The sequence below is a fragment of the Terrisporobacter muris genome, assembly GCF_024621905.1.
GTDB classification, from domain to species: Bacteria; Bacillota; Clostridia; order Peptostreptococcales; family Peptostreptococcaceae; genus Terrisporobacter; species Terrisporobacter muris.
Genome location: NZ_JANKBY010000241.1, coordinates 1 through 5711, shown reverse-complemented (window position 1 = coordinate 5711; position 5711 = coordinate 1). Strand labels below are relative to the sequence as shown.

Sequence of the window (5711 nt, the reverse complement as noted above, 5' to 3'; positions counted from 1 at the left end):
AAAGGATGTGTATAAATGACTGATAAAAAAAGACCTAGTACAAAGAAAATGAAGGATTATGAAAATGAAAAATTAGAAATAGCCAATGAATTAGGTACAATTCATGTTGATGATGTGCAAGTTAATGTTAAAATAGCATCTCAAAATGAGGCTAAATTTAGTAAAAAAACTAGAACAAAACAACATAACTTAAACAATCAAATGAAAACAACACCTCATGAAAAAGTATAATTTACAGGTAAAATAAAGTATAAAGATCTTACAAAATAAAAACAAATATACCATTGGTATATTTGTTTTTATTTTGATTTATTCTTAATTACTTTCCAGTAGTTTTCGAAAGCACTTTCATTTTTGTTTTTGCCATGTACATAATATTTTTTATCTTTTATTGCATCCGGCAAATACTGTTGATCAACATAATGATTTTCGAAATTATGAGGGAATTTATATTCCACCCCTCTACCTAGTTTTTTAGCCCCAGCATAATGAGCATCTTTTAAATGATTCGGAATTTCTCCTGTTTCAATATTATCTAAATCATATAGTGCCATATCTATAGCATTAATTACAGAATTTGACTTTGGACACTGTGCCAAATATATGGTTGCTTGAGCTAATGGTATACGAGCTTCTGGAAAACCTAGTTGAAGGGCCGCTGAAACACAAGCCTCTGTTATGGTTATAGCTTGAGGTACAGCCAATCCTACATCCTCACTGGCAACACATAGTAATCTTCTTGTTATTGATTGAAGGTCTCCTGCTTTTATTAATCTTGCTAAATAATGAATGGCTCCATCAGCATCTGACCCTCTCAAAGATTTGTGAAAAGCTGACAATATGGAATATCCGTCATCTCCGCCCTTATCATAATTTAACATTTTTACAGAAGAACAATTTACAACATCATCTAATGTTACTTCCACACGATTATTAAATATATCTATTCCCACGTTAAAAACTAATTCTAACTTGTTTAAAGCACTTCTCATATCACCATTACAAGTATCCGCAATATACTCCAATGCCTTATTTTCTATGTTAATATCTTCATATGTATATAAACTTTTCATTTTATCTAATGCTCTATTTAAACCTTTTAATATGTCTTTTTTCACAATAGGCTTAAACTCAAATATAGTACTTCTGCTTAAAATCGCCTTATATACTACAAAATATGGATTATCTGCAGTACTAGCAATTAATGTAACTGAGCCATCTTCTATAACTTCAAGTAAAGATTGTTGCTGCTTGCGATTAAGAGCTTGAATTTCATCAAGCATTAAAAGTATGCCATTATAAGAAAATAAATCTTGTTTATTTGCATCAATCACTTCTTTTATTTCTTTAACTCCGCAATTTACAGCATTAAGCTTTACATATTTTTTGTTTGTACAATTTGCAATAATGTTTGCAAGCGTTGTTTTTCCCGTGCCCGGAGGACCATATAAAATCATATTGGGTATGGTGTTATTATCTAATAATTTATTAATAATTTTACCTTTACCAATTATATGAGATTGTCCTACCATATCTTCTAACTCTTTAGGACGTAATTTATCTGCCAAAGGTTGCACATTTTTCCCTCCTTATAAGTTTTATATACTATATAATTATAACCCTTTTAGAAATTATAAGTATTTAAAATCCTTTAAAGTCTTTATATAATTTAAAAAAGGTATCTTATTTTATAAAGATACCTTTTATTACTAATAATTACTTCTTACTTTTTTAAGTTCTGGTATTAACTTATCATTAAGAATTTTTATATGAGTTCCCTTCATTCCTAAAGATCTAGACTCAATTACTCCTGCACTCTCAAATTTTCTAAGAGCATTAACAATTACTGATCTTGTTATTCCAACTCTATCAGCAATTCTGCTAGCAACAAGTAAACCTTCATTTCCTTCTAGTTCTTTAAAAATATGCTCCACTGCTTCTAATTCTGAATAAGATAATGTTCCTATCGCCATTTGAACTACTGCAGTTTTTCTCATTTCTTCTTCCATTTCTTCACTTAACCCTCTTAGAACTTCCATACCTATTACTGTAGCACTATACTCAGATATGACTAAATCATCATCTGTAAATATATCACCATATCTTGATATTACTAGTGTACCAAGTCTTTGTCCACTTCCTAGTATAGGAACAATTGTAGTGTATTTTTCTAATCTTCCTTGTTCATACGGAAATACCTCTAATACCTTCTCACCCGTTAGGTTTTCCAGTGTTTCATTAATTTTTAAAACACTATCTGTATATGCTTTAGGGAAAATTTGTAATTTAGTTTCTTCATCTTCTATAACAGAGCTATCTTGTGCATCTGTTAAATAAAGACCTATTACTTTTCCTTTTGCATTTATCACGTATATATTAGCTTCTAATACTTCCCCTAATGTTTCTGCTAATAAATCAAATGATACACTACTCCCTCCGCTTGTTTGAAGAGTTTTATTGATTTTTCTTGTCTTTTGTAATACTTCACTTGCCATTTAATCATCTCCTTAACAAAGTTTAAGGTTTCAAGAATTTAATATTCTCTAGCTTCCTAGTTATATACTTATTTTACCTATTTCATTCTAACATAAAAATATATACTTAACAATAAATTGTTTGTATTTTTCCCAATATTCAGTCATTTCTATAGTTTTATTTAATTATTCTTCAATTATTCTTCCTTCAGCCTTACATTCCTTATTAGAACATACTTCCTTTATCTCATTTTTTGTATGCTTTTCTACCATGTAAGAGCCACACTCTTTACAAAATTCTCCTGTTGGTTTATACCAACTTATGAAATCACACTCTGGATAATTTGAACATCCATAAAATGCTTTGCCTTTTTTAGATTTTCTAAGAATAATGTCTCCCTCTTCACATTTTGGACATTTTACTCCTACTTTATTAACAAGTGGCTTTGTGTTTTTGCAGTCTGGATAGTTTTTACAAGCCATGAATTTACCAAATCTACCGTATTTAATAACCATGTTTGATCCACATAATTCACAGATTTCATCAGTCTCTTCATCCATATTAATTTTTTCTATTTTTTCTTTTGCCTCTGCAATAGCTTCTTTTAAAGGTTCATATACCTCTGAAACTACACTCTTCCACTGTATATTACCTTCTTCGATTTCATCCAATTTATTTTCCATTTGAGCCGTAAAATCAACATCAATAAACTTTTGGAAGTTTATATTTAAAATATCTGTTACTATCATACCTAGCTCCGTTGGATGTAAGCTAGTCCCTTGTTTTTCCACATAACCTCTATTTAGGATAGTTGCTATTGTTGGAGCATAAGTACTAGGCCTTCCTATGCCAAGTTCTTCTAAAGTCTTAACTAAACTAGCCTCAGTAAATCTTGCTGGTGGCTGAGTAAAGTGCTGTGCCGGTATAAATTGATTTACTTCCAACTCATCATTTTCTTTTATTGGTGGTAAGATTTTATCTTCTCTTTCTGTAAAATTATAAATTTTAGTATATCCATCAAATTTCATTATTGAACCTGTTGCTCTAAATAATGCATCGCCTATTTTACAATCTATATTTAATACATCAAATAAGGAATCTTCCATTTGACTAGCTACAAATCTTCTCCAAATCAAATTGTAAAGCTTAAATTGATCTTTACTTAATGAACTTTTTACGCTTTCTGGTGTTCTAAGCACTGAAGTTGGTCTAATAGCCTCATGAGCATCTTGAACCTTTTTCTTTTCTTTGCCTTCTTTTTTGTCAGCGTTTACTTTATAGTAGTTTTCACCTAATTCTTCTAAGATATATGATTTTGCCTTTTCCTTAGCCTCTTCAGATATTCTCTTTGAATCTGTTCTTATGTATGATATAAGACCTACTGTTCCTTCTCCTTTGATATCAACACCTTCGTATAATTCTTGAGCTATTATCATTGTCTTTTTAGTTGTAAAAGATAATTTATTAGCTGCATCTTGTTGAAGCACACTAGTTGTAAATGGCTTTGGCGCAGATTTTCTTCTTGTTTTTGATTCAATTTTTTCTACTATTAGTTTTTCATTTTTTATATTTTCTAAAACTTTATTAACTTCTTCTTCATTATCTAAATTTATTTTTTCATTATTAAGTGATACAAACTTAAATAATACTATTTCTTTATCTTTAGTTATTCCTTCAATATCTAAAGTCCAATATTCTTTAGGAACAAATTCATTAATTTCTTTTTCTTTTTCACATATTATTTTTGTTGTTACTGATTGTACTCTACCTGCACTAAGACCTTTTCTTACTTTTATCCAAAGTATAGGACTTATTTGATATCCTAAAAGTCTATCTAATACTCTTCTTGCTTGCTGAGCATCTACAAGTTTTAAATCTATGTTCCTAGGACTTTTGATAGCTTTCTTGATAGCGTCTTTTGTTATCTCATTAAATTCTATTCTACATTCATCATTTTCGTCAATACCAAGTATATATGCTAAATGCCAAGAAATAGCTTCACCTTCTCTATCAGGGTCAGTTGCCAGATATACTTTCTTAGATTTTTTAGCTTCTTTTTTTAATTCTTTTATTAAATCACCTTTACCTCTGATATTAATATATCTAGGTTCAAAATTGTTCTCTATATCAACACCTAAAGTACTTTTAGGTAAATCTCTAACATGACCAACCGAAGCCTTTACAGTATAATGGCTTTTTCCCAAGAATTTTTCTATTGTTTTAGCTTTTGCAGGCGATTCCACAATTACCAATGTTTTCGCCATTTTCACACCCCCACCCTTAATTTTTTAGTTTATGCTAAACATTTTATTATTCATTTCAACAACTAAGTCTCTTAGTAATAATTCATTTATTATAGTATTTACATTTTTTATATCAATACCAGTATTATCACAAATTTCATTAATTTGCAACATCCCTTGTCTTTTTATAACCTGAATTATTTTTAATGCTTCATTACTTAAATCCTTAATATCATATTCTATACTATTTTTATTATTATTAAAACTACTATTATCATATTCATTTAAAATATCATCAATATTTTCTATTAATTTTGCACCTTCTTTAATTATTTTATGACAACCTTTGCTTAAATCCGAACAAATATCACCAGGAACTGCAAATATATTCTTGCCTTGATCTAGTCCTAGATCAGCAGTAATTAAGGCACCACTTTTTTCTCCTGCTTCTACAACTATAATACCATCACTTATACCACTAATAATTCTATTTCTGCATGGAAAATTACCACGAGTGGTTATATGTCCAACATTATATTCAGATAAAATTAATCCTCCATCTTCCAAAATTTCATTAGCTAGTTGTGTATTACTTGATGGTCTAATGTTATCTAGAGATGATGCTAAGACTGCTATAGTCTTGCCTTTTCCTTTTATACATCCTCTATGACAGCATGAATCTATGCCTAAAGCAAGCCCACTTATTATGTTAATATCTCGTTCAGATAATTCATAGCTAATACGATGTGCGCAATTTATACCGTAGGTCGTAGGCTTTCTAGAGCCTACCATTGCTATATTTAAATTATTATTTATTATGGACAAATCTCCTTTATAAAATAATATTAAAGGAGGGCTATAAATATTTTTAAGTTTTTCTGGATATTCTTTATCTTCTATACAAATATACTGAATAGAGTTTTTATATAATTTTTCCTTAATATCATATAAATTGAAACGACTAATATATTTTACTAGATTTTCCTTAATATT

General features: G+C 29.3%; 5 protein-coding genes. 1 reads left to right on the top strand and 4 read right to left on the bottom strand.

Annotation, left to right across the window (positions count from 1 at the left end; all coding sequences use genetic code 11):
- The first annotated feature begins 15 nt into the window (after positions 1 to 15).
- A complete protein-coding gene (locus NSA58_RS14885; protein WP_039679623.1) occupies positions 16 to 231 on the top strand; it encodes a hypothetical protein in 216 nt (71 codons plus the stop codon).
- A gap of 68 nt (positions 232 to 299) precedes the next feature.
- Here the strand turns inward: NSA58_RS14885 and NSA58_RS14880 are convergent, their stop codons facing one another.
- From NSA58_RS14880 to dprA, 4 genes are all read right to left on the bottom strand, one after another.
- Positions 300 to 1577: a replication-associated recombination protein A gene (locus tag NSA58_RS14880; RefSeq protein WP_074079211.1), complete on the bottom strand. Its 1278-nt coding sequence runs from the start codon at positions 1575 to 1577 to the stop codon at positions 300 to 302.
- 132 nt (positions 1578 to 1709) lie between these two features.
- Entirely contained in the window at positions 1710 to 2495 is a 786-nt protein-coding gene (gene codY, locus NSA58_RS14875) for a GTP-sensing pleiotropic transcriptional regulator CodY (RefSeq protein ID WP_039679625.1), read from the bottom strand.
- Between the two features lie 165 nt (positions 2496 to 2660).
- Positions 2661 to 4739, bottom strand: coding sequence for a type I DNA topoisomerase (gene topA / locus NSA58_RS14870; RefSeq protein WP_039679626.1), 2079 nt, complete (start codon positions 4737 to 4739; stop codon positions 2661 to 2663).
- Positions 4740 to 4763: 24 nt separating this feature from the next.
- On the bottom strand, positions 4764 to 5711 hold a 948-nt coding region (gene dprA / locus NSA58_RS14865; RefSeq protein ID WP_257560637.1), incomplete at its 5' end, for a DNA-processing protein DprA.